The following is a 21,538-nucleotide window of genomic DNA, read 5'->3' as shown; positions in this document are numbered from 1 at the left end:
ATTACTCTAATTCAACTTGCTCTAATAATAATTCATCGCCACTTTTAATCTCAACATTATTACTAGAGCAATTTTTACAACAAAACTCATTTTTATTTTGAATAAAACTACAATTGCAATCTTTACAAAAAAGTTCAAGTTCTTTTAAAACTACTTCTAATTTAGCATTGTAATAACTTGAATTATTATCGCTAGTAAAAGCATTGAAAGCTTCTTTAAAATAATGCTCTTCAACCCCACTAAGTCTACCTATGCTAACTCTTACTCTAGTAATTTTTGTAGCTTTATTATTTATTTTAATTCTTTCACACTCATCTAAAAGATTATTAACAATTGCCATTTCATGCATTAGCAAATCCTTGGCAATAATTCGCCTTTTGGCATTTGTAAAATCCTACTTCCACCATAGCTATTATTAAGCTTTACTGATGGGCTTTTTGACTTATGCACTACACCTATTATATTTGCAAAATCATTATATTTTTTTAATTCTTTTAATACATTTTGCGCATCTTCTTTAGAACAAATACAAACAAATGTTCCTTCATTAGCTAATTCTAAAGCATCAAATCCTAATAATTCACAAAGCCCTAAAACCCCATCACTTATACTAACATCACTTTCATTGATTATAAATTCCAAGCCACTTGATTTTGCTAATTCATTTAACACGCTAGATAAACCACCACGAGTAGCGTCTCTTAGACATTTTATATCGTATTTTAAAATATCTCTTACTTCACTATATAAACATTTTGCATCACTCATAATATCGTAGTTAAAACCAAATCTAGAAGCCATTACACAAGCTCCATGCCTTCCTAAATCACCACTTACTATAATAGCGTCGCCTTCTTTAATACTTTTTGTGCTAATTTTATTATTATTAATAAATCCATTTGCATCGCCTATACAAGTTGTATTTATATATATCTTATCAGCCTTACCCTTAGGAACTACCTTTAAATCCCCACACTTAATTCCTACTTCAAATTCTTTTGCAGTATTTGATAAATCATTTAATATTTTTGCTAAATCATCAAGTAAAAAACCTTCTTCTAAAATAAGACCTAAAGTAAGATATTTAGGCTTTGCTCCCATCATCAAAACATCATTTATAGAACCACAAGCTGCGATTTTACCTATATTTGCACCATTAATAAAAATTGGGTCAAGCACAAAAGAATCAGTTGAAAAAGCAATTTTAGAAAAACCATCACAAACAGCAGCATCTTCGCTAAGTCCTTGAGAATTATCAGCTTGAATATGTTTTAAAATAAAATTATTTAAAAACTCATTCATCTCATCTCCGCCACCACCATAGCTTAATAAAACTTGCTTTTGCATAATATTTCCTTTAATTTCCTATTGTGTAATCTCTTACTAATCTAATTTTTGCTACTTTTGATAAAGCTTCTCCTGTCTCAACACTAATTCTTGCTAAAACGGTGTTTTTATCAAATTTTAACGCTTTAGAACTATCAACTTTTGTATATTCTATTGTGATTAAATATTTTCTATCACTATTACTAGGGTAATAGTAATTCTCGGTTATTTTTGCGTTTGACATAATACCTGAATTAACTATAGGATCACCTGATTCAAACCATCTACTTAATGCCTTTGCTCTAGCTCCGTCCATTATAAGTTCAACTTGCTCTTTAAGATAAGCTCTAGCTGCAAATGATACGGTGCTTTTTGATGATTGCAAGGTTAAAACTCCAACAACGCTTACTAAAATAATAAATATAATAGCAGTTATCATACTAAAACCTGATTTTTTCATATTATTACCCCACTTTTGCAAACTTTAAGGCTTGTCTTTTTAGTAATAAAACTACCTGGCAAATCATTTACTTCTAAGCATAATTTAATTTTAGTAACGCCGTTATTATTACTAATAATAAAATCACTAACATTATTTACAAGTGTTACTTTATCAATGGTATTTGTTGCGAAATTTGGTTTTTTATCTTTAAAATCATAACTATAATATTTTAATTCACCATCTTCAAACTTAATACCTTCAATCTTATCAACTAATACATATACATTACTAATTGTAAAAATCTTATCACTTAGTTTTAGTTCAATTTTTGCATAATCTTCTTTCTTACCACTACCAACATTTCTTTCAGCTATTTCTAAATCATACAAATCTTTTTCCATAAAAGAAGTTGAAGTTGCTATATTATCCCCTAAAAAATATACGCCTAACTTATCTCCTAAAGAATACGAATTAATAATTTTAGTATTAATACCTTTTTGCTTATGAGAAAAACAATTAAAATAATTTGTTCCATCATAGCAACTTGCTTTATCATTTACAGCTGCATGAACAACACTTTTAGTTTCATTAAGCCCGTCCCATTTATTATGCTTTTTATCAATAATAGCAATTCTAGCCCATTCAAAAATCTTAAAATCATTCTTTAAAGAATCATCTTCAATATTAAAAACAAACTTACAATCAGTTACAGAATTTACACATTCAGAATTTTCAGCTTTTTTAAGTCTAAAGCTATTTTTAATGGCATTGTTTAGGTGTGTTGTTAAAAAGTCCATAGTAGCTTGAGATTTAAGCTCAAGTTCATTTAATGCTCTAACTCTTTGTTCGTTATCGTAAGAAAATTTAATAATCTCAATACCAAGCCCTGCAATTATTCCTAAAATAACAATAACAACAATTAATTCTATTATCGTAAAAGCCTTTTTCATCTACTTCCTTATAAACTTAAATAATTTTTTAATTTTGCTTCATTAGTGCTATCCCAAGTGGTATCACTAGTCTTCATTGCATATTGGCTATAAATACTATCTAATCTTCCAAATTTATTAAAAAATACATCAAATGATACAATAGGATTAGCTCCATCTAAAATCTGCATTTGACCTACATACATTGTGCTAGTCCCGCCTATATCTCCACATATACTATTTGTTGATATAGCACAATCAATAGGGGTTTTAAAACCAAATTTATAAGATGAATCTATTTTTGAATACTTACCATATATATAATTTATCTTTTGACCTAAAACATTAGAAAAGCTTACATTTTTTTGATTATTTATAGAAATATTATTGATATTTGCAGCACTTCCTGATGAAGTAGCATAATATCTTGAATTAATATTAATTTGATTTAACTCATCAACTTTATAAGTTATCTTACCTTGTAAAGCAGGAGTTAATATATATTGAGATAATAAGCTATTGGTTTTGTATTCATCATAAGCTATATTAGAATTATCATAAGGTAGATTTCTAATAAGTCCATAAAGCTCTTTTACTTCATAAAAATATTCTTGTTTATAACCTATCTCATCGCCTTCTAAACTAGCATTAACTATTTTTGGAATAGCTGCTAAGCTAATTCCAATTACAACCATAGAAAATATAAGCTCAATTAATGAAAAGCCTTTTTTCATCCACGAACCCTTTCGTATTCTTTCATATATTCGCCTAAAATTTTAACTTTTTCTAAACTAGCACTATTGTAAATACTAGCTCTTAATCCGCCAAGTTTTTTATGACCTTTTAAACCTAGCATATTGTGTTCTTTAGCAGCTTTACTCCAAAATTCTAAGTCTAATTCATCATTTCCTGTAGTAAAGCAAACATTCATAACTGATCTATCATCATTATTTACATAAGCTTTGTAAAAATTACTATTATCAATAATATCATAAAGATATTTAGCTTTTATTTCATTTTCTTGATTAATTGCATCAAGTCCGCCTTTAGCTTTAATCCATTTCATAATTTTTGCATATACATAAATAGCAAATGTAGGCGGAGTATTAAATAAAGAATTATTATCTGCATAAGTGTTGTAATTAAACATTTTAGGCATAGTTTTATTTTTACTGCGTTCTAATAAGTCTTTTCTAATAATTAAACATGCAAATCCTGCTATACCAGCATTTTTTTGAACTCCACCATATAAAACACCTATATTTGAAAAGTCTAATTTCTTAGAAAAAAAGTCCGAACTAGCATCAACAATCAAAGGAGAATTTGAAATAGGAAGTTGCTTATATTGAGTTCCATGCACCGTGTTGTTTGAACAAATATAAGTATAAGAACTATCATTATTTAAAGCAATTTTTGGAATATAATTATATTTACTATCTTTTGAACTAGCTACGATTTTTGCATTTACTCCAGCTAAGATAGCTTCTTCACAAGCTTTTTGCGTCCATACATCAGTATCAATGTATTCACAAGGCTTATTATCTAGGCTAAAATTCATAGCCAATAAGCTAAATTGCATAGTAGCACCACCTTGAACGAAAATTACTTCATAATCATCATTTATTCCATAAAGCTCTTTTGCATCTTTAATAGCGTCATTGTGCATTTGCTCATAATAACTTGAGCGATGACTAATTTCCATAATAGAAAAGCCGTTATTTTTATAACTTAATAATTCTTCTTGAATTTCTTTTAAAACCTCTAATGGTAATTCAGATGGTCCTGCACTAAAATTGTATTGTCTCATTTTTACTCCTTTATAATCTTTGCTATTTTTACACAATCAATTGATTTTAGCGTGATTTCATCGCCTTCTTTTAAAGCACTAAGTTTTATGCCTTTATTATCTTTCATAACTCTAGCATATTCTTTAATGCTTTCTAAGAATGATTGATGAGTGCTTAAAATCTTTTGATAATTGTTTATTTTTACATATTTTTCTTTAAATTTAGGTTTAAAGCTGTTATTTAATAATATTTTTTGATTTTCTAGTTTGTCTTTTGCTAGTTTTATTTTAAAATCAATGATATTTTTACTCTTTATAAAATCATTTAAAGATTGATTTTTATTTAAAATAGCCTTATTAAATGATTGCTTTGCTAGTTTTTCATATTGATTTAGACTAAATTGCATACTTGAAATATTGCTTTTAAGCTTTGTGATATTTATCTTATTTTCATAAATATTATAAAGCTTTTCTTTATTTTCTAAGGCTTTATGAAAATTATTATTTAAAATAGTTTTTTGATTATTTAAAATTAGCTCATTTTGTTTTAAAATATTTTTTAGCTTATTTTGAAATAAAGTCTTTTTATTTAAAAGATTATTTTTATATGAATTAAATTTAAAATTCACTTCTTTTTTAGAAAATTTACTTGCTAAATATAAATAATTTTGCTCTTTTTTATCCAAATGTTTTTTAATAGTTAAATTAAAATAATTTTGCAAATTATCTAAATCTAGCATTCTATCAAACTTATTATAAACCAAGCTTTGCATAGCCGCAGTTGGGGTTGCATAATATTTACTAGCTGCTAAATCACTTAAATGAGTATCTATTTCGTGTCCTAAACCCGTAATTATTGGGATTTTAGATGCTACGATTTGTCTTACTAAAGCTTCATCGTTAAAGCAAAATAAATCTTCTTTACTACCACCGCCACGAGCTATTAATATAATATCAAAATCAAATTCATTAGCCTTTTTAATACACTCAACTACTCTTTTACTAGCATTTTCTCCTTGCATTAAACTATCAAAAAACACTAATTTTATTAAATAAGCTTCGTTGTTTTCATAAACTCTTAAAATATCTTTAGCAGCAGCTGAATTAATAGCTGTAATTACTGCAATTTTTTTAATATTTTTTGGAATTTGTTTTTTATAAATATCTAAAAACAAGCCTTCATCTTTTAATTTCTTATAAAGCTCATTAAAAGCTGCTTGTAATTTACCCAATCCATCGGCTAATTCATAATCAGTGCAGTTTAGTTGATACTTTCCACTAGCAGGATATATGGTAAGTTTTCCAATGGCTATTATTTTATTGCCTACTATTAAATTAGCCTTACCTTTGTTATAACTTGAAAACATAGTGCAATCAAGGCTTGATAACTCATCTTTAATAGTAAAATACCAATGCCCTGAAGTATGATTTGTAATCTTGCTAACTTCTCCTTGAATTGCGATATTTAAAAAAGTGCTTTCTAAATTATTTTTAGCAAGATTATTGATTTCGCTTACACTAAAATATGTTTTTTCTAGTTTATTTGCTAACATTTTTACTCGCTATAAACAATGAACTAACTCCAAAACTATAAGTTTTGAAAAGTTTTAAATCAAAATTATGCTCTTTTAATTTATCTTTAAATTCATCATTTGAGTAAAAATCATCAATAGAATTAGGTAAATATTCATAAGCTGCTTTGTTTTTGCTTAAAATTCCACCTATTATAGGTAATATTTTTTTTAGATAAAAATCACGGAAAAATCCTATTATACCGCCCTTTTCTCTTTTAAAAAACTCTAATACTAAAAGCATTCCATTAGGCTTTAGCACTCTTTTAAATTCTTCTAATGCTTCATCTTTTTCAACCACATTTCTAAAACCATAACTAATAGTAATTAAATCTACGCTTTCATTATCTAATGGCAAATTATTTGCATAGCCTAATTTAAAATCAATTTCTAAATGACGCTTTTTAGCCACTTCTAGCATTCCACTACTTGGGTCAATCCCTACAACCTTTGCATTTGGAATTTTACTTAGCAAAACACACATATCGCCTGTCCCACAAGCAATATCAGCTATATTTAAATTAGAATTTAAATTAAGAAAATCTTTAACCTTACTAATCGCATCAAATCTCCATTTTGCATCGATACCAAAACTTAAAACCTTATTAGCTTTATCATAGCTTGGAGCTATTTCATTAAACATTTCTACTATTTTTTCTTGTTTTTGCATATTTATCCTAAATAATAAGTTCTAGCTATTTTACTAATTTTTCTAGCTATTTTTTTAACGCTTTTATTTTTTGCTAATTTTTCTTGAAAATCTAATTTTTTATGAGTTTTAAAAAAGCTTAAAAATTCAAGCAATATTATTAATTTTTCGCAACTTTCATTAAATCTTAATACTTTTATAGCTTCTTTTCTTAAAACTTTTGAAAAGATTTTTACAAAATTGACCTTAGCACAATTTGTGGTATAAAAATTATTTTCATCTAAAATAATACAAGATAAATTATCATAAAAATTATCATTTTTATTGATAGTTTTTATTATATTTTCTTCGTAAATAAAAGAGAATAAATTAAGAATTTCTTTTATTATCTCTTGTTTAGAATTAATACTCAAATAAAACAAATATATCCTTAAAGCAAGTCCTATGCTAATGCTTAAATCCCTTGATTTAAGCCCATAAGTTAAAAATATTTTTAATCTTTCATATTCACTAAAACTAAGTCCATCTTGAGAATTTTCATCAAATAAAGTGCAGATATAAAAATTATTAAATTGTTCTATCATCTTGCCTTGAGTGATGGCTCTTTTGTATTTTAAACTTTTACTTTTTACTTCATTTAAGCTAAGCTCACTCGTATGATATTCTATGTCAGCTCTTGATAAATTAGCTTTTAAAAAATGTAAATTGCTATCAATTATATCAAGTTTATAAAGACTATTTTCAAATAAACAAAAACTATCTTTAAGCTTTTTAAACTCTAAATTACTCTCTAAGGTAAAAAAGAGAAAGTGTTTTAAAATACTCACCTAAACTCCTTTTTTATCTTATTTTAACTTATATTATTTGCAATTTGAACAAGTAGCCAAAAACGCTGTAATTTTAATACTTTCTATAGGATTATCTAACTTAGTTTGTAAAGTTTGTTGATATTTATCAAGTCCAGCCTTAACTTTATCTAAATCAAAAACACTTTTACAATTATTACAAACCAAATGAATATGTTCGTATTCATATATATCGTATTTTGATTTATCATTAGGGATTGAAATCTCAACTACTAAACCCTCATCAATCATAGTGCTAAGATTTTTATAAACAGTAGCAAGTGAAATTGCAGGATATTCAACCTTTATTTGCTCGTATAATTCATCAATACTAGGGTGTTCGTGTTTTGATAAAACTTTTAAAATGCTTATTCTTTGCGGAGTTGCTTTTAGCTTTCTATCCTTTAAAATCTCTAAAAACTTCATATTTACCTTTACCAAATAATATTTTTTATTAAATGCGAAAGAATACTATAAATAACTTAATATTTCTAGTCATTAATTAAGTTATTTTAAATTTGTAATATTTTTGTAAGGAGAAAAAATGAAAGCGAAAATCATTTATTGTAATGCTTGAAAATATGAACCACAAGCTGCAAGGGTTGCAGATGAATTAATTGGTGAATTTCAAGGAATAGAAGTAGAATTTGAAATAGGAAGTAAAGGCGATTTTATAGTTATTTGTGATAATGAGAAAATATATTCAAAAAATGAATTAATAGGTTGTGATAGCAAAAGATTTCCACATATTAATGAGATTAATTCACTTATTAAAGCCTATAGATAATTAAAGAATTTAATTTTAAATTCTTTAATTACAAATCAATTCTTACTAATTTATAATCAGGGTCAAACCTAAATGATAATAAATTTTCATATATTCCAAAAAGTATCATAAAAGTTACAAAAGAACTTCCACCATAGCTAAAAAACGGCAGTGGCACTCCAACAACAGGAGCAAACCCTATAGTCATAGATACATTAACCCCAACATAAATAAATATTAATATGGATAGAGCTGATGTAAAAGTTTTAGCAAAATAATCTTTTTTAAGCTTTTTATTAAAGCTTAGCAAATGCAAAATCAGTAATAAATATAATCCTAAAAGCAAGCAAGCACCTAAAAATCCGTATCTTTCAATAGTATATGCAAAAATAAAATCACTCGTGCTAATTGGTAAGAATTTAAAATGAGTTTGAGTAGCATCATCTTTGCTTTTACCATTTATTCCACCACTTCCTATTGCTATCATACTTTGTCTTACTTGATAACTTGGTTTTTCACTTAAAAAATCAGTAATTCTTTTCTTTTGGTAATCATTTAAATTATCATAGACAATAGGAGCTATTGGCATACAAATTCCAAGTAATAATGCCCCTGTTAAAATAATTTTATGATGAATACCCACTAAAAACAATGTAACATAGCCAACTATTAAAATAATTAAAGCAGAACCTAAGTCAGGCTCACTTTTAATAAGAACAAAAGGTAAAATTATATAAAAACTAATTTTGCAAAAATCTTTAAATCTATATCCATCATCAGGTGGAGGATTGTGTCTAATTAAATAAGCAAGCATTAATAAAAATGCAGGTTTAAAAATCTCACTAGGCTGAATTGTAAATCTTGTAAAAGGAATTTCAAGCCATCTAGTAGCTCCTAATTTAGTAGCCCCTAAAACATCAACTAATAATAATAAACCTATGCAAAACCAGTAAAAAAAAGGAATAAGCCATTCAATTTTTTTAATGGGTAATAAAAAAAATATAAAAAAAGCAAAAAACCCTACAATCACATATATAATTTGTTTATGCGCTAAAACTTCATTCGCCTCATTCATTAATAAAAATGAAAAAATTATTATTGGAAATACGAGCAATGGCAATATAAAATCAAAGTGGGTTAAAATTTTACCATCTAGTTTTATCAATTTACAACCTTTTGCTAAATTTGTTTATGAATATGATTTAAAAAGGTTAATATTGAGTAAGATTGTAGCAAGTGAAATTGAAAGAATTGATATATATTTAGCTAAAGTTTTAGGACAAAGTCGCTCACAAATTTCTAATCTAATAAAAAATCAAAATGTATTAGTAAATAATAAAGTAATTAAAAACTCATATAAACTAAATATAAATGATGAAATAGAGATTAATTACCCTGATATAAAAGATATAAATATTAAATATGAAGCTAATTTTGATGTAGAAATTCTGTATGAAGATGAGTATATGCTAGTAGTAAATAAGCCAAATAATGTAGCAACTCACGGCTGCTCTTCTTTAAAAGAAGCATCATTAGTAGAATGGCTACTTGAGAGAAATTATAAACTAGCTGATATTAACGGCAAAATAAGAGCAGGAATAGTGCATAGACTTGATAAAGATACTAGCGGAGTTATGCTAGTAGCTAAAAGCAATGAAGCATATTTTAGCTTAGCAAATCAGATTAAAAATAGAGAAGTCAATAGAATTTATCTAGCAGTTACAAACCACACAATAAATCAAAATCATATAGAAAAATATATAAAAAGAAATGAGAATAATAGATTAAAAATGCAATCTTTAAGCAAAGATGAATGTATTAAAAAATACGGCTTAAATGAAGATAGATGGGGCAAATGGGCTAGAACTCATTTTATAAATCTTGCAAATACAAACGATAAAGCTTTAATTTCAGCAAAATTAGAAAGCGGTAGAACTCATCAAATAAGAACCCATCTAGCAAGTGTAAATAGATATATTTTAGGAGATAGTATTTATGCTGATGAGAGCAGTAAAAATAAAGCAAATAGATTAATGCTACATTCATTTTATATAAATTACACCCACCCAATAACAAATAATTTTATGGAATTTTATTCAAGTAATTGTTTGAGTTTTAATGAAGCTATTAAAGATTTTAAAGATATAAAACTTGACTTAAATCTAGCTCATAATTTATTAAATCAATTTAGTAATAATTTGGAATAGGATATGCTTATAAATCATTATTCATACTTAGTATAATTAAATCTTTACACGAAAGGCAAAATATGAAGAAAATTATTAAAATAAGTTTATTTACGGCTTTTATTATAGGTTTTAATGCGTGCTCTAGCACAACAAGTCTTAGTGAAATTGCTCCGATTGATAATCTTACTATGGTAAATAATATAAGAACTCTTCAAGGTATGAGAGAAATAGGATTTGAGTGGGACCCTATATATGATCAAAATATAGATGGTTATAAGATTTATAGAAAAGAGCTAAATGATGAAAATGCAAAAGACAAACTAATCGCTACTATAAATGATAGATATGCAACTCATTATTCTGATAATAATTTAAATCCTGATACTAGCTATGCTTATACTTTCGTAACTTTTAATAAAGAAGGTAATTCAAAACTATCTACTATAAATGTAAAAACTATAGGAAAAATTGAACCAGTTACATTTATTCAAGCAATAGCAGGACTTCCTAATAAAATCAAAATAATTTGGAGACCGCATACTGATTCAAGAGTTGTAAAATATAATATTTATAAACAAGACGCTAATTCTGATAAGTGGTATAAAGTAGCAACTATTAATAATCGCTTAAGTGCTGAATATTTAGACGAAGTTAAAGCAAATCTATATGCTAAATACAAAGTAACTGCACTAACTTATAACGGAGTTGAAAGTGATGCTAGTGCTGAAGTTGAAGCAATTAGTAAAGTTTTACCACCACAAATTGTAAATATCAATGTAACCACAAACCTACCTAAAAAAATAATTCTTACTTGGGACGCTCCTAAATATGAAGACTTTTCTCATTATAAAATATATTATTCAAAAGCATCTTTATTACCATTTTTTGAGCTAGCTACAACTACAGAAAATAGCTATGAGGATAATATAGGAGATGATGGAGTAAGCAGATATTATTATGTAACTATGATAGATAAAGACGGACTTGAGAGTGCAAAAACTGGCGTAAATGTAGTTGGAATGAGCCTTGATAAACCTAAAACTCCTGCTCTTACAGGATTTGAATTACAAAATGAAAATACACTAAAAATAAAATGGATTAGCACGGATAATCGTATAAAAACCTATAAACTTATTAAAAATTCAACAGAAGTTGCAAACGGAATACAAAATGATTATTATGTAGATACTACATATATGCCTGGAGATGTTTATCAAATAATTGGCGTTGATGAATTTGGAATAGAATCAAAACCTAGTTCAAAATTGAGTGTTAAATAATGCCAAATTTTAAAGCAAAATATATAAAGAATTTAACCTTGCCAATTAGTGTTGGAGAGGTTGAATTTAAATTTAAAACAAAAACACAATTAGGCAAAACTTTAGTTTATACTAATATTAATAATTCTAGTTTTTTTATAGAACTTAACGAAAAAAATAATGAATTTGTAGTAAAAATTGATAAATTAACAAAAATTACCGACTTAGCCTTAATGCAAAAAGCCTTAGAAGTATTTGAAAAAACATTTTGTGATGAAATCATATCAAAAGCATATCATTATAATAAATTTAAAGAATTAGCAAGTAATGTCATATCATCTCCTAAGGACTTTAAAGAATTAATTAATTCATTAAATAATGTTTATTTAGAGATTGGTTTTGGTTCAGGAAGACATTTGCTATATCAAGCAAAAAATAATCCTCAAAATACTTATATTGGAATAGAAATTCATAAACCTAGTCTTATTCAAGTAAGTAAATTAGCTAAAGATTTAAATAATATATATTTATTAGATTTTGATGCAAGAATAGCTATAAAAGAATTAAATAATAGTTGTTTAAATGGAATATATTTGCATTTTCCTGTGCCTTGGGACGACGCTCCTTATAGAAGAGTTGTATCAAATGAATTTAAAAGCGAGTGCGAAAGAGTATTAAAAGAAAATGGATTTTTTGAATTAAGAAGCGATAGTTTAATGTATGCAGAATATACAAAAAATATTTTTTCTGATTTAGACTATGATTATTTTAAAAATAAGGACGCAAGGATAATAAGTAAATACGAAAGCCGTTGGCTTAAAATGAATAAAGATATATATGATTTTGTTTGCTATGTGAGAAATAAAAAGAATTTAAATCAAGAAATCATAAATCAAAAAATTAATTTCAAAATTGATTTTAATAAACTTAATTTTATAAAACATATTGATGAAGATTTTTTCTTAAAAATATCAAGAATTTATGAATGTGATAATGCAAAAATCATTCAAATAGCTTATGGTGGATTTGACACACCAAGTAGCTCTTATTTGTTATGTAAAGAAAATGAAGAATTTGAGTTTTTGTTTCACGACTTTTGCCCAAATACTTTAAATTTAAAAGCATTTATTAAATTAAAAGAGTTTTTACAATGAAAAGCAATGCTACTTTAATAAATGCCAATAATTTAACTCTAGCCTACAATAATGAAATAGTATTGCATAATATAAATTTTAGTGCTAATGAAGGTGATTTTATATTTATCACCGGTAAAAGTGGTAGCGGAAAAACAACATTGCTTAAAAGTTTTTTTGGAGAATTTAGCGAATTTAGTGGGGATTTGCATGTTTTGTTTAAAAATATGGGAAATATTAGCAATGCTGAATTGTTAAAACTTAGAAGAAAATTAGGAATAATTTTTCAAGATTACAAGCTAATTAACGAGCTAAATGTAAGCGATAATATAGCATTACCTTTAAAAATAGCTGGCGTTAAAAATGAACAAATCAGCAAGCATGTAGATGTGTTATTAAAATACACAAAACTTCAGCATAAAGCTAAAAAAATGCCTTTAGAATTAAGTGGCGGAGAGCAGCAAAGAATAGCCCTTGCAAGAGCAATCATACACAATCCTAAAATAATAATTTGTGATGAGCCAACAGGAAATCTTGATATTCATTCAGCTGATATTATTTGGCAATTACTAAATGCTGCTAGAAACACATTCAATGCTTGCATTATCGCAGTAACTCATCAAATTCCACCTAGAATTGATTTTAATTATAGACATTTAAATATAGAAAATGGGGTTTTGAATGAATTTATTTAAAACACATATTAGTTTTATTTTTCCACTTTTTATTATATGTTTTTGTTTTCAATTTGCCTTTTTTATTGATGAATTAATAAAAGATTATGAAACCAAATTAAATAAAGATTACAGCGTAGTATTAGTAAGCGAGCTTGAAATTCAAGCAGTTGATTTAGCTAATATTGAGTATTTTTCAAGTATTAATGAATTAGACCCTAGTGAAATTCTTAATAAATTAAAAAAAGATATAACAAATGCTAATTTAAATACCTTAAAATCAAAACTACCGAAATTTTATAATATTAGCTTTACTAAATTTATTAATGAAAACGAAATAAATCAAATCAAAAAACAACTATTAAAAATACCAAATGTTTTAAAAGTAGAAACATTCTCAAAAACACACATTAAAATATATAAACTATTAAATATTATAAAATTAATCTCTTATATATGTTTAATTTGCATAAGCATATTATCTATTGCTTTATTTATAAAACAAATAAAAATTTTTAAATACGAGCACGAAAATAGAATTTATATTCTTAATTTATTTGGGGCAAATTTCTTCCAAAGAGCTGCACCAATGCTTAAGATTGTATTTGTAGATAATATAATTTGTTTTGCTTTATTATTTGCGTTTTTTATTAATTTTAATAATATCTCTTATATAAAAGAATTTTTAGCAAAACTTGATATAGATTTACCGCAAATTGATTTTTTACCTAGTTTAATTGAAGTAAGCTCTTATTCTTTACTAGCTTCATTACTATGTATAATGATTGTAATGTTTAAGGTAAAAAGACAATGAAAAAACTTCTAATAGTTTTGTTTAGCTTAAGTTTGTTTGCAAATCAAATAGAAAACAACACAAAAAAACTAGAGCAAACTCAAAATGAAAAAGAACAAATATCAAAAAAATTAGAAGATTTGGCAAGTGAAATAATTGAAGGGGAACAAAAATTAAAAGAAATAAATGAAAAAGTTAAAAAAACTTCAAATATAACAGCAGAATTACAAGAACTTGTAAATGCTCAAAATGGAGAATTAAATACATTTATCACACAAAATAAAGAGCTAATGAAAGATAAAGAGAAATTAGGTGCTAAATTAGTTGAAATAATTGCTAAGGATTTTTCGTATGATTTAATAGCACCAAAAGATTTAATTGATAGCTCAATGAGTATAGTTTCTATTGAAGTATTAAATACACTTTCTGAAGTTTTGAATAATGAGCTTTATAAAATTTCAAAAGATTATGCAAGAACACAACAGCAAATTGATTATAAGCAAAAAAAAATTAGTGAAATGAATGTAAATATTGATAATTATAAAAAACAAGCAAAAGAATTAAGCGAACTTAAAAAACGCCAAGAGAATTTAATTTCTAAACAAAAACAAGATGAAAAAATATATAAACAACGCCTAACAAATTTACAAAAACAACAAGATGAAATTAGAGCAACTTTGGCTAAGTTAAAAATCATAGAAAATGAAAAATCAAATAAAAAATCAAGTCAAACTACACAAGTAAAACATTCTGATACCTTAAGTTATGATGGAAAGGTAGCAAAATATACAGGAGCAAAAACTATAGCACCTTTGGTTGATTTTAGTGTAAAACAAAAATTTGGAGATTACATAGACCCTATATATAAATTAAAAATATTTAATGAAAATGTAGTGCTACGCTCAAATACGCCTGATGCCAATGTAAGAGTAGTATTTGATGGAAAAGTAGTTTTTGCAAATGATACTGCAGTCCTTGATAAGGTTGTAATTGTTGAACACGCAAATGGAATTCACACAATATACGCTCACTTATCAAAATTTAGCAAACTTGCAAAGGTTGGAGAAGTATTAAAAAAAGGAAACATTGTTGGAAAAGTTGAAAGGGATTTAACTTTTGAAGTTACACAAAAAAACTACCACATAAATCCGTTAGAACTAATCAACAATTAAATTATAGTTATACTTTTAAGTATTTATATGCAAATAACATTAGTAATGCTAAAAATAATACAAAAAATCCTTGCATACTAAAATACAATTCATAACTAATATTATCAATATATTTTGCAATAATTCCTTCAATTCCTTGTGCGGCACCAGAACATAAAAACCAAATTCCCATAGTGCTTGAATTAAATCCACTTGGAGTTAATTTTGATACTATGCTAAGTCCTAAAACCCCTATGCTTGTTTGAGAAATACCCAACATAAAATAAGTAATTAATATATATATTGGATTAATAAAATCATCTTTACTAAGCATTCCTAAAACAATAAATGAACTAGCAGCAATAATCATAGCAACTGGTATAATTAATGCTTCATTAATTGAGCTTTTTTTACTTATAAAACTTAAAAGCATACTTGTAAAAATACTAACTAAAAACATAAAAGCTAAATACCAACTAGCTGGAATTTGATAATTTAAAATACTAAAAGAAACCTTACTTTTAATTAAAATATTTAAAGTATTAAAGCTTTGAAAAATCAACATATAAAAAAACACAGCAGCTATTAAATAAAAAGCTAATTTTTTAAAATTATTTTTTGTTGGTATTTTTCTATAAATAAAAATATAAAAAATTATTAAAATTAAAATTGAAAAAATACTTATAATTTTACTAACCACCAAAAGTTCTTGAGTAGCTAAGAATGCAATAAATAAAAATATCAAAATAAACATAGCTATATTATTTTTAAAAAAATCATATTTTATAGGTTCGCTAGATATATATTTTGAATTATAAAAAAATACTAAAATAGCACAAAATACACTAAAAAATGATATGAAAAATGCTAAATTATAAGAATGTAGTATTAAAAGACCAGCACTAATTTGCCCCAAAAAACATCCTATATTTACAAAAATATAAAACATACTAAATACATACTCGCTATCATTAGGATAACTTTTAGATAACAAACTTGTAATATTTGACTTGATTAATACACTACCAAAAATAATGCAAAAAAGAGATATTGTTAATAAATCAAAAGTTAAACATAAATACCCTAAAGTAAGAAAAATAATTCCTAAAATTACACATCTTTTTGCACCTAAGCAAAAATCACTTAAATATGCTCCAAATATACCAAAAGCATAAATGGCAGCACCCAAACTTGCACTTATTGCACTTGCTTCACCTTTAGAAAAAGAAAATGTATCCATTAAATAAAACACAAAAATACCTAAAAAGCCTAAAAAGGCAAATCTTTCTAGGGCTTCTATGTAACATATTGGTAATAGTGGTTTTAACTTATTTTTTGACATCGTTTTCTCCTAAAGAAAATCTTGAAGCCTAAGAAAGATTTAATTCTATTAAATTTAAAGGAGGTGGTGGATTTACCAGGACTCGAACCTGGGACCAACCGGTTATGAGCCGGTTGCTCTAACCAACTGAGCTATAAATCCTCCGTGATTAAAAGCTGTTATTATATATTTAAAAACTTAAAAATTACTTAAACAATAAAATTTTTATCTTTTTTATAGGCTTTTATTGAATATTACAAAATAACCCATAAAAACCTATAGGCATTTATAAAAAATATAAATGCCTAATCATATTACATAGCAATGAAATTCTTAGGATTAAAATACTCAAGGTTAAAGGCATTTGCCACACCTTCGTGAGTGCAGTGTCCTTTATGTGTATTTAAACCATATCTTAAACTTTCAAAACAAGTTATAGCACCAATTACTCCAAGGTTTGCTATTTTAATTCCATAAGGAGTTGTAGCGTTTAATAGTGCTAAAGTAGCTGTTTTTGCAACTGCTCCTGGCATATTACCAACTGCATAATGAATTATCCCATCAACTTCATAAATAGGGTTTGTATGAGTTGTTGCACGGCTTGTCTCAAAACAACCGCCTTGATCAATTGCAACATCAACTATAACAGCACCTTTTTTCATATGTTTTAAATGTTTTCTAGATAATAATTTAGGAGTTTTTGCTCCTGGAACTAACGCAGCTCCAATTACTACATCAGCATCTTTTATACTATCTAATATATTTGAAATATTACTATATAAAGTAGTAATCTTACCATTAAATACATGGTCAATATAATCTAGTCTATTAGCATCACGACCTAAAATTACAACTTCTGCTCCCATACCAAAAGCAAGTTGAGCAGCATTAAGCCCTACCATACCACTACCTAAAATTACAACTTTTCCTTTTTTAACACCAGTTAGACCACTAAGCAGCATTCCGTTACCACCATAAGTTTTTTCCAAATACTTACAACCTTGAATTACCGCTAAACGACCAGCAATAGCACTCATAGGAGCTAAGCAAGGAAGATTTTTACCTTCTTGAATTGTCTCATAAGCAAATGCTGATATTTCTTTATCTATTAACATTTTTGTAAGTTTTTCATCTGCTGCTAAATGTAAATATGTATATAAAATCTGTCCTTTTTTAAAATACTTATATTCACTTTCAATCGGTTCTTTTACTTTAATAATCATTCCAGCTTTTTCAAAAATTTCTTCTTTAGTTAAAATCTTTGCTCCGGCTTTTATATATTCTTCATCACTTATATCAATACCAGCACCGGCTTTACTTTCTACTAAAACTTCATGTCCATGATTTATATATTCAATAACATCTAAAGGCGTTAAGCCAACTCTATATTCTTGGTCTTTAATTTCTTTTAAACAACCTATAATCATTTATACTCCTTTTGTGATAAAGGAGTATGATATAAAAAAAATAAAAACTTCAAAAGATTTTTTTGAAAAAATTATAAAAAGTGTTACGAATTTACAAGTTATATGTTTTCTAGCATATGAACTATTACAATTTTAAACGCCAAAAATAAAAGTAGCAAGCTTCCTATTGGTTGTAAAATTTTTTTATTAACTTTCATTTTACTTATAAATAAACTAGAAAAGCACATAAAAAATGTAATTAAAGCTATTAATAAAGAAGAAATAAATAAATTATATTCCAAAGAAAATATCATAAGTCCTGCACCTAGTGCATCAATACTAGTTGCTATGCTAAGCAAAAATAATGAACCATAACTTATATTAATATTCTCATTTTCATTATCTAAGAATTCTTTAAATAATTTATATGCTAAAAATACAAAAATTGCAAAAATCACATAATGATCAATTGCTTGAATTAACTTCATATACCTTACATTTAATAAATAAGTTACATAATATCCTAAAATAGGCATTAAAACTTGAAAACAAGCAGATAATGCACTAAAAACCAATAACTTTTTTAAAGATTGTTTTTGTAGCACTAAGCAAATACTTAATGCTACAAAAAATGCGTCAATTGCTAAAGAGAAAGCTAAAATAACAATATCAATTATCATCAAATAAGCCATTCTCTTCTTCTAAATTTTCTTCTTCGTCTTCTTCCTTAGGGCATTTTGCAATGCTTACAACCTCATCGCTACCAACATTTACAACAATTACTCCGCTTGTATTTCTACCAGCTTTTCTAATGCTTTGCATATCAGTTCTAATCATCTTGCCACTACTTGTAAGCGCCATTAAATCCATAGTATCATCAACAATTACAATGCCTACTAAATCTTTTGTCTTTTGAGTAAGTTTCATACAAATTACGCCCTTACCACCACGACTTTGTAAGCGATATTCTCCTGCATCAGTTCTTTTTGCGATACCTTTTTGGCTAACACTTAAAATTTCTTGCTCATTACTTTCAATAACCACTGCACCTATTACATAATCTTGCTCTTCTTTAAAGCGAATAGCAGTTACCCCACGAGCTACACGACCAATTTGACGAACTTTTGTAAGTGGGAATTTAATACACATACCCTTTTTAGTAGCTACAAAAATCATAGTTCCACTAACTTGCTCTTCTTGGTTTTCTTGGTTTTCATCTAAAGAATTTTCTTCTTCAACAATTTGAATATTATCATCTTCAATATTTTCACTATTTTCATCAACCAAATCAATATTTTCACTATCATCATTTTGTGCTATTAAAACACTTACTAATTCATCGTTTTCATCAAGATTAATAGCTCTTACACCAACTGAACGGATATTACTATATTCACTTAAATTCGTGCGTTTAATAAGACCATTTTTAGTAAAGAATGCAAGTGATTTTGTCTTAGCAAAATCAGTTGTTGGAATTATTGCCATAATTTTTTCATCTGGTAAAAGATTGATTAGATTTACAACAGCTTTTCCTTTAGCAGTTCTGCTACCTTCAGGAATTTTATAAACTTTTAACCAATATAGTTGTCCTTTATTAGTAACAAACATTAGCGTATCGTGAGAATTTGCAGTAAAGAAACTCTCTATAAAATCATCATCATAAGTAGTAACTGCGACTTTACCTTTACCACCACGCTTTTGTTTTTCATATGATTTTGTAGGAACTCTTTTGATATATCCACGATGAGTAATTGTAATTACCATTGGCTCATTTGGTATTAAATCTTCTACATCAATTTCATCATAATCATCTACTATTTCAGTAATTCTTGGAACTTTAAATTTATTTTTAATTTCTAATAATTCATCGTGAATTATTTCTTCTATTTTTTCTTCACTTTTTAAGATTGCATTTAGTTCTTCAATTTTTGCTAAAAGCTCTCTTAACTCATCTTCTAATTTATCTCTTTCAAGTCCTGTAAGACGGCTAAGTCTCATTTCTAAAATAGCATTAGCTTGTAATTCAGTTAAGCTAAATTTTTCTACTAAAGCATCTCTTGCACTTGCAGTATCTGCACTTGATTTAATTAATGCAATTACTTCATCTATATTATCTAGTGCAATTTTAAGACCTTCTAAGATATGTGCTCTTGCTTTTGCTTTTTCAAGTTCAAAAATAGTTCTTCTAATAATTACGGTTTTTCTATGATTTAAGAATAAATCTAATAGCTCAATTAAAGAAAATACCTTAGGTTCTTTATTGTGAATTGCTAACATTATCACACCAAATGTTGTCTCCATTGTGGTGCTTTTAAATAAATTATTTAGCACAATTTCACTCATAGCATCACGCTTAAGCTCAATTACAAGGCGAATTCCATCTCTATCACTCTCATCTCTTGTCTCGCTTATACCTTCTATTTGCTTTTCTTTTACAAGCTCTGCAATTTGCTCGTGAAGTCTTGCTTTATTTACTTGATAAGGTAACTCATCAATTACTATTAGCTCTTTATTTCCTTTTTGTTCTATATGAGTTTTTGCTCTTACTTTAATTCTACCACGACCTGTTTTATAAGCTTCTATAATGCCTTTTTTACCAAAAATTATCCCACCAGTTGGAAAATCAGGACCTTTTATAAACTGCATTATTTCTTCTAAACTAGCGTTTTTATTCTCAAGTAAATATAAAAGTCCATCTACTAATTCATCTAAACTATGTGGCGGAATATTAGTTGCCATACCAACAGCAATACCACTTGAGCCGTTTAATAATAAATTAGGCACTCTTGAAGGTAAAACATCAGGCTCACTCATACTATCATCATAGTTTGGAACAAAATCAACGGTGTCTTTATCTAAATCTTTTAACAATTCTTCAGCCAAAATTGTCATTCTAGCTTCAGTATAACGCATAGCTGCAGCACCATCTCCATCAACTGAACCAAAGTTTCCTTGACCATCAATACTTGGGTATCTCATTGAAAAGCTTTGTGCCATTCTTACTAAAGCATCATAAACAGCAGTATCTCCGTGCGGATGGTATTTACCGATTACATCACCCACTATACGAGCTGATTTTTTATAAGCACTTTTTGAACCTACTCCTAAATCATTCATTGCATAAAGAATTCTTCTATGAACCGGCTTTAATCCATCTCTTGCATCAGGTAAGGCACGGCCTATAATTACTGACATAGAATAATCAAGATAGCTTGTTTTTATACTATCTTCAATATCTACAATAGTAATTTCACTATTATCAAATAAATTCATTGTTTTCCTTTAAGTAAAGATTTTT

The 21,538-nt window shown here is 26.9% G+C and carries 21 protein-coding genes, 1 tRNA gene and 1 pseudogene; 7 read left to right on the top strand and 16 right to left on the bottom strand.

The annotated features are described in order from the left end of the window. Position 1 precedes the first annotated feature (1 nt). The 10 genes from AVBRAN12642_RS02625 to AVBRAN12642_RS02580 are packed head-to-tail and all read right to left on the bottom strand — an operon-like array spanning position 2 to position 7,974. Entirely contained in the window at positions 2 to 349 is a 348-nt protein-coding gene (locus AVBRAN12642_RS02625) for a hydrogenase maturation nickel metallochaperone HypA/HybF (protein WP_336606885.1), read from the bottom strand. Continuing rightward, the gene (hypE, locus tag AVBRAN12642_RS02620; protein ID WP_336606884.1) at positions 349 to 1,347 is read right to left on the bottom strand and encodes a hydrogenase expression/formation protein HypE; all 999 of its coding nucleotides are present in this window, start codon (positions 1,345 to 1,347) and stop codon (positions 349 to 351) included. The genes AVBRAN12642_RS02625 and hypE overlap by 1 nt, the downstream gene beginning before the upstream one ends. 10 nt (positions 1,348 to 1,357) lie before the next feature. After that, positions 1,358 to 1,786: a hypothetical protein gene (locus AVBRAN12642_RS02615; protein ID WP_214150038.1), complete on the bottom strand. Its 429-nt coding sequence runs from the start codon at positions 1,784 to 1,786 to the stop codon at positions 1,358 to 1,360. Next, the gene (locus tag AVBRAN12642_RS02610) at positions 1,783 to 2,718 is read right to left on the bottom strand and encodes a prepilin-type N-terminal cleavage/methylation domain-containing protein (protein ID WP_336606883.1); all 936 of its coding nucleotides are present in this window, start codon (positions 2,716 to 2,718) and stop codon (positions 1,783 to 1,785) included. Before AVBRAN12642_RS02610 ends, AVBRAN12642_RS02615 begins: the two co-directional genes overlap by 4 nt. An 8-nt stretch (positions 2,719 to 2,726) precedes the next feature. Then, the gene (locus tag AVBRAN12642_RS02605; protein WP_336606882.1) at positions 2,727 to 3,431 is read right to left on the bottom strand and encodes a type II secretion system protein; all 705 of its coding nucleotides are present in this window, start codon (positions 3,429 to 3,431) and stop codon (positions 2,727 to 2,729) included. After that, positions 3,428 to 4,504: a 3-phosphoserine/phosphohydroxythreonine transaminase gene (gene serC, locus AVBRAN12642_RS02600; protein ID WP_214116563.1), complete on the bottom strand. Its 1,077-nt coding sequence runs from the start codon at positions 4,502 to 4,504 to the stop codon at positions 3,428 to 3,430. Before serC ends, AVBRAN12642_RS02605 begins: the two co-directional genes overlap by 4 nt. A gap of 2 nt (positions 4,505 to 4,506) precedes the next feature. Beyond that, positions 4,507 to 6,036, bottom strand: coding sequence for an exodeoxyribonuclease VII large subunit (gene xseA / locus AVBRAN12642_RS02595; protein WP_336606881.1), 1,530 nt, complete (start codon positions 6,034 to 6,036; stop codon positions 4,507 to 4,509). After that, the gene (ubiE, locus tag AVBRAN12642_RS02590; protein ID WP_336606880.1) at positions 6,023 to 6,724 is read right to left on the bottom strand and encodes a bifunctional demethylmenaquinone methyltransferase/2-methoxy-6-polyprenyl-1,4-benzoquinol methylase UbiE; all 702 of its coding nucleotides are present in this window, start codon (positions 6,722 to 6,724) and stop codon (positions 6,023 to 6,025) included. Before ubiE ends, xseA begins: the two co-directional genes overlap by 14 nt. Positions 6,725 to 6,726: 2 nt before the next feature. Beyond that, positions 6,727 to 7,530, bottom strand: coding sequence for a hypothetical protein (locus tag AVBRAN12642_RS02585; RefSeq protein ID WP_214116557.1), 804 nt, complete (start codon positions 7,528 to 7,530; stop codon positions 6,727 to 6,729). A 33-nt stretch (positions 7,531 to 7,563) separates the two neighbouring features. Beyond that, complete coding sequence (locus AVBRAN12642_RS02580; RefSeq protein ID WP_214116554.1) at positions 7,564 to 7,974, bottom strand: Fur family transcriptional regulator; 411 nt, start codon at positions 7,972 to 7,974, stop codon at positions 7,564 to 7,566. A gap of 163 nt (positions 7,975 to 8,137) precedes the next feature. Here AVBRAN12642_RS02580 and AVBRAN12642_RS02575 point away from each other — a divergent pair. Continuing rightward, positions 8,138 to 8,335 (top strand): annotated as a pseudogene (locus tag AVBRAN12642_RS02575) (Rdx family protein); the annotation flags it as partial. Between the two features lie 28 nt (positions 8,336 to 8,363). On the opposite strand, the gene AVBRAN12642_RS02570 reads toward AVBRAN12642_RS02575, so the two are convergent. Beyond that, positions 8,364 to 9,479: an FtsW/RodA/SpoVE family cell cycle protein gene (locus AVBRAN12642_RS02570; protein ID WP_214116552.1), complete on the bottom strand. Its 1,116-nt coding sequence runs from the start codon at positions 9,477 to 9,479 to the stop codon at positions 8,364 to 8,366. 52 nt (positions 9,480 to 9,531) lie between these two features. Here AVBRAN12642_RS02570 and AVBRAN12642_RS02565 point away from each other — a divergent pair, with 52 nt between their 5' ends. The 6 genes from AVBRAN12642_RS02565 to AVBRAN12642_RS02540 all read left to right on the top strand — a co-directional run bounded on the left by AVBRAN12642_RS02565 (position 9,532) and on the right by AVBRAN12642_RS02540 (position 15,534). Further along, on the top strand, positions 9,532 to 10,521 hold the full coding sequence (locus tag AVBRAN12642_RS02565) for an RluA family pseudouridine synthase (protein ID WP_336606879.1): 990 nt from the start codon (positions 9,532 to 9,534) through the stop codon (positions 10,519 to 10,521). Positions 10,522 to 10,583: 62 nt separating this feature from the next. Continuing rightward, complete coding sequence (locus tag AVBRAN12642_RS02560) at positions 10,584 to 11,783, top strand: fibronectin type III domain-containing protein (RefSeq protein WP_336606878.1); 1,200 nt, start codon at positions 10,584 to 10,586, stop codon at positions 11,781 to 11,783. Further along, entirely contained in the window at positions 11,783 to 12,916 is a 1,134-nt protein-coding gene (gene trmB / locus AVBRAN12642_RS02555; RefSeq protein WP_336606877.1) for a tRNA (guanosine(46)-N7)-methyltransferase TrmB, read from the top strand. The genes AVBRAN12642_RS02560 and trmB overlap by 1 nt, the downstream gene beginning before the upstream one ends. Next, on the top strand, positions 12,913 to 13,590 hold the full coding sequence (locus tag AVBRAN12642_RS02550) for a cell division ATP-binding protein FtsE (RefSeq protein WP_214120129.1): 678 nt from the start codon (positions 12,913 to 12,915) through the stop codon (positions 13,588 to 13,590). Before trmB ends, AVBRAN12642_RS02550 begins: the two co-directional genes overlap by 4 nt. Beyond that, complete coding sequence (locus tag AVBRAN12642_RS02545; protein WP_214116540.1) at positions 13,577 to 14,383, top strand: ABC transporter permease; 807 nt, start codon at positions 13,577 to 13,579, stop codon at positions 14,381 to 14,383. Before AVBRAN12642_RS02550 ends, AVBRAN12642_RS02545 begins: the two co-directional genes overlap by 14 nt. Next, entirely contained in the window at positions 14,380 to 15,534 is a 1,155-nt protein-coding gene (locus AVBRAN12642_RS02540; RefSeq protein ID WP_214116538.1) for a murein hydrolase activator EnvC family protein, read from the top strand. The genes AVBRAN12642_RS02545 and AVBRAN12642_RS02540 overlap by 4 nt, the downstream gene beginning before the upstream one ends. A 7-nt stretch (positions 15,535 to 15,541) precedes the next feature. Here AVBRAN12642_RS02540 and AVBRAN12642_RS02535 read toward each other — a convergent pair whose 3' ends face one another. The 5 genes from AVBRAN12642_RS02535 to gyrA form a co-directional block, all read right to left on the bottom strand. Beyond that, complete coding sequence (locus AVBRAN12642_RS02535; RefSeq protein ID WP_336606876.1) at positions 15,542 to 16,855, bottom strand: oligopeptide:H+ symporter; 1,314 nt, start codon at positions 16,853 to 16,855, stop codon at positions 15,542 to 15,544. A gap of 64 nt (positions 16,856 to 16,919) precedes the next feature. Continuing rightward, positions 16,920 to 16,996 (bottom strand) — tRNA-Ile (locus AVBRAN12642_RS02530). Between the two features lie 152 nt (positions 16,997 to 17,148). Continuing rightward, positions 17,149 to 18,261 (bottom strand): alanine dehydrogenase, encoded by a 1,113-nt coding sequence (gene ald / locus AVBRAN12642_RS02525; RefSeq protein ID WP_214116534.1) that lies wholly within the window; start codon positions 18,259 to 18,261, stop codon positions 17,149 to 17,151. Positions 18,262 to 18,359: 98 nt separating this feature from the next. Next, positions 18,360 to 18,932, bottom strand: coding sequence for a manganese efflux pump MntP (locus AVBRAN12642_RS02520; protein WP_214120127.1), 573 nt, complete (start codon positions 18,930 to 18,932; stop codon positions 18,360 to 18,362). Further along, positions 18,910 to 21,513: a DNA gyrase subunit A gene (gene gyrA / locus AVBRAN12642_RS02515; RefSeq protein ID WP_336607905.1), complete on the bottom strand. Its 2,604-nt coding sequence runs from the start codon at positions 21,511 to 21,513 to the stop codon at positions 18,910 to 18,912. Before gyrA ends, AVBRAN12642_RS02520 begins: the two co-directional genes overlap by 23 nt. Positions 21,514 to 21,538 lie beyond the last annotated feature (25 nt).

The organism is Campylobacter sp. RM12642, from assembly GCF_020137635.1.
In the GTDB taxonomy this organism is placed as follows: Bacteria; Campylobacterota; Campylobacteria; order Campylobacterales; family Campylobacteraceae; genus Campylobacter_E.
The sequence above is the reverse complement of the archived record's forward strand: the minus strand, read 5'-3'. Positions and strand labels throughout refer to the sequence as shown.